Here is a 3,276-nt window from a genome sequence, read left to right on the forward strand (position 1 = left end):
ATTGCAAACTCAATTGTCACGGAAGAGCTCGGATCGCCATTTGCGACCGACGCCGAAGGAGCAACCGCCCCGGAAACTCTCAGGCAAAAGGACCGTGACAACATTTGAAATCTGGAGAGAGACGCTACGGCGTCCGCCGACGGGATAACGTTCTCAGGCACAAAGACAGATGGGGCGCATATCGTTTCAACGACAACGAAAGCGCCTCATGTCGATCAAACTCCTTCACGAACCGACTCTGCATGAAGAGTCTTCTCCAGAACACGCCCGCCCCCTTCCGAAGGTCTCCGGCGCCATCGGCGTCGAGCAGATGTTCGTCATCGGGATCGGTCCATCCAGTTCGCACACGGTCGGACCGATGCGCGCAGCCCACGCCTTCATCCATGCGATCGGACCGGACATCCATGACTGCACCGGCATTCGAATCGATGTCTACGGATCGCTCGCGCTGACGGGCAAAGGACACTGCACCGACCGCGCCATCATTCTCGGACTGTGCGGTTGGCTCCCGGACACCATCGATCCCGCATCCGTCGATACGATCGTCAATCTGGTCCGCAGCCGATCCGAACTCTCGGTGATAGGCGGCCACACCATTCCCTTTGCGGAAGATCACCTCGTCTTCCGCACGCGCGAGGTGTTGCCGCGGCATTCGAACGGGTTGCGGTTCACGGCCTTCCGCGGAACACGCACGCTGCTGACCCGCACCTATTATTCGATCGGGGGCGGCACCATCGTTTCGGACGACGAGGCTCCCATCGACGACACCCCTCAGCAGAATAGCGGTCGGGAGCGCTTCCCTTTTTCGACGGCCAGCGAACTTCTTGCGATAGGTCATGCGGAAGGCCTCTCGATCGCCGACATCGTTGCGGCGAACGAATCATCCCGACATGAGCCGCATGAGACAGAGATGTTTCTGGACAGCGTACGCACCGCGATGATGCGAAGCATCGACAGCGGCTGCGTCAATGAAGGCATTCTGCCTGGCAATCTCAACGTCAAACGTCGCGCGCCCGACCTGCTTCGGAAACTCAACATGTCGGGAACGGCAGGCCCGCTTTCGGCCCTGGAATGGGTCAGCGTCTACGCACTGGCCGTCAATGAGGAGAATGCCGCAGGCGGCCGCGTCGTCACCGCTCCGACCAACGGCGCAGCCGGGGTCATTCCGGCGGTGCTGAAATATTACGAGACTTTCTTTCGCAACCAGGCGACCAGGGCCAAGGCGCATCAGTTCCTGCTGACGGCATCGGCGATCGGCATGCTGTACAAGAAAAACGCCTCGATCTCGGCCGCCGAAATGGGATGCCAGGGCGAAGTCGGTGTCGCCTGCTCCATGGCCGCAGCCGGTCTGACGGCCGTGCTTGGCGGTAGCAATGCGCAAATCGAAAATGCCGCCGAGATCGGCATGGAGCACAATCTCGGCTTGACCTGCGATCCAATCGGCGGCCTCGTGCAGATCCCGTGCATCGAGCGCAATACGATGGGAGCCATCAAGGCCATCAATGCGGCCATGCTAGCGCTACGCGGCGATGGAAACCATCGCGTCTCGCTGGACGAAGTGATCGAGACCATGAGGCAGACCGGTCGTGACATGCGTACCAAATACAAGGAGACAAGCTTGGGAGGATTAGCTGTCAACGTTGCCGATTGCTAGTCGCCGCCGCAAAGAGCTTTAAGTGCGCTGACCGCAAAATCCACTTGAGGCGGTTCCGTTTGCTAGGAGAAAACGTCAGCCTAAACGTCAGAATATAAAAGCCTGCGAGAGTTTCACACGTGGTCAAATCAACGCCTTTCCGATCCATACGTCTTAGGCGTCTATGTCCGCTTTCCGCTGATTGTGTTGAAAAACTTCCCGTTGAAGCGGAGCGCCATCGCTGATTTGGCGCCATTCTACAGTTCGACCGGACGGCCATCGATTGATCCTGAGCTGCTCGTCCGGATGCTGCTGGTCGGCTACTGTTACGGCATCCGATCGGAACGCCGGTTGTGCGATGAGGTTCACTTGAACCTCGCTTTGTCGCTGGTTTTGCCGTCTCGGCCTCGATGGCGAGGTGCCGGATCATTCGACTTTCTCAAAGAACGGACACGGTCGCTTCCGCGATTGCGGTCTCCTGCGCAAGCTGTTTGAGACGGTGGTGCGGCGCTGCATGGCGGAGGGGCTGATCGATGGAACGGCTTTAGCCGTCGATGCCAGCCTGGTCGCTGCCGACGCCAATAAGCAGCGTTCCGCTGCGGGGACCGACGGCCATGCGGTGCTCACGACGAATTCCTGCTCGCCGCCACCGCTCAGAACCTTCGAAAGCTGGCCAAGCTGATTCCGGTGCCTGCTCCGATGCCCACCTGAGCAGAGACACACTCATACGCGCAGGGATCCGGCGCGCATGTCAACAGTCAGCTCGCCGGCTTGTTCAACACAATCCGCCAGAAGCGGACATACTCGCGCCACCGAAGCAAAAATCTTTTACAAATTACAACGCGATTTCAATAACATAAGAGTTCGCGCTTTTATTCGGAATGGCGCGCCATTCTACGCCAGAGCACGCTGCGGTGACCGGGGACAGGACAATCGGGCCGGCAGCTAACGGCGCCTCGTTGAACGGCCTTTGAATGATAAACGGATAACCAAGCGCGATCGAACCTCCGTCGACGTTGATCTTGTTGCGATCGATCTTCAGATTGCGAGCATTTGAGGTGTTCGTCTTGGGTTCGTTTGGTCGGCTCGGCGGCGTGCATATTCAGCAGACGGAGAATTAGAACTTCTCGAGCGCGCGAGCACAATCATTGTGTCGCGGCGGCCGGGACCAAGCACCGGCCCGTCGAAAGCGAAACGAAGGCCGGACATATGCCTGCTGGCTGTGATTTGCGGGCAGCGCATCGAATGCTGCGATATGGCATCTCCTCACACAAATTGCATGTGAGTAAGCTGATCTGTTCACCGTTAGGCCGAATGTGCATCAAGACTTGCGCAAAGTACACAGGTCGGTGTAATTTTCCCTATCAGACGTGACGTAGTGCGCTGTCATGACAAGATGCGCCACCATTGCAGCTCTTTTGAGCTGATTGGCGCGCGGCTGCGACGAGGCCGTTATGAAAAGCGAGGAGAAGTGTGTCTCTGATGAATCCGGTTTTTCTAGATACGCATCCAGCGTCTCCCATACAGGCGGCGCGTTCAAGCGAATGGGCATCCTCGTCACGGCCTGGCATCCGCTATGTCGAGACTGAAACCGCGCGGTTTCGGATTCGAGACGGCGGTAGCGGAGGGCGGACGATCGTACT

At 58.2% G+C, this 3,276-nt stretch carries 2 protein-coding genes, 1 pseudogene and 2 riboswitches; of the genes and pseudogenes, 2 read left to right on the forward strand and 1 reads right to left on the reverse strand.

What is annotated here, in order from left to right; all coding sequences use genetic code 11:
• Positions 1 to 9: 9 nt before the first annotated feature.
• A riboswitch (glycine riboswitch) is annotated at positions 10 to 105 on the forward strand.
• Positions 106 to 179, forward strand: a riboswitch (glycine riboswitch). It begins immediately after the preceding riboswitch.
• A gap of 131 nt (positions 180 to 310) precedes the next feature.
• Positions 311 to 1,654: an L-serine ammonia-lyase gene (locus AC629_RS42290; protein ID WP_245332179.1), complete on the forward strand. Its 1,344-nt coding sequence runs from the start codon at positions 311 to 313 to the stop codon at positions 1,652 to 1,654.
• A 219-nt stretch (positions 1,655 to 1,873) separates the two neighbouring features.
• Positions 1,874 to 2,243: pseudogene (locus tag AC629_RS42295) on the forward strand (transposase); the annotation flags it as partial.
• A 711-nt stretch (positions 2,244 to 2,954) separates the two neighbouring features.
• On the opposite strand, the gene AC629_RS47995 reads toward AC629_RS42295, so the two are convergent.
• A partial coding sequence (locus AC629_RS47995; protein WP_210419203.1) for a hypothetical protein occupies positions 2,955 to 3,276 on the reverse strand: 322 nt, incomplete at its 5' end.

It is taken from the genome of Bradyrhizobium sp. NAS80.1 (genome assembly GCF_001908205.1).
Taxonomy (GTDB): domain Bacteria; phylum Pseudomonadota; class Alphaproteobacteria; order Rhizobiales; family Xanthobacteraceae; genus Bradyrhizobium.

Bases quoted from the DNA above. Each gene is read 5' to 3' on its own strand.
- AC629_RS42290 (WP_245332179.1), top strand. From the start codon at position 311: ATGTTCGTCATCGGGATCGGTCCATCCAGTTCGCACACGGTCGGACCG.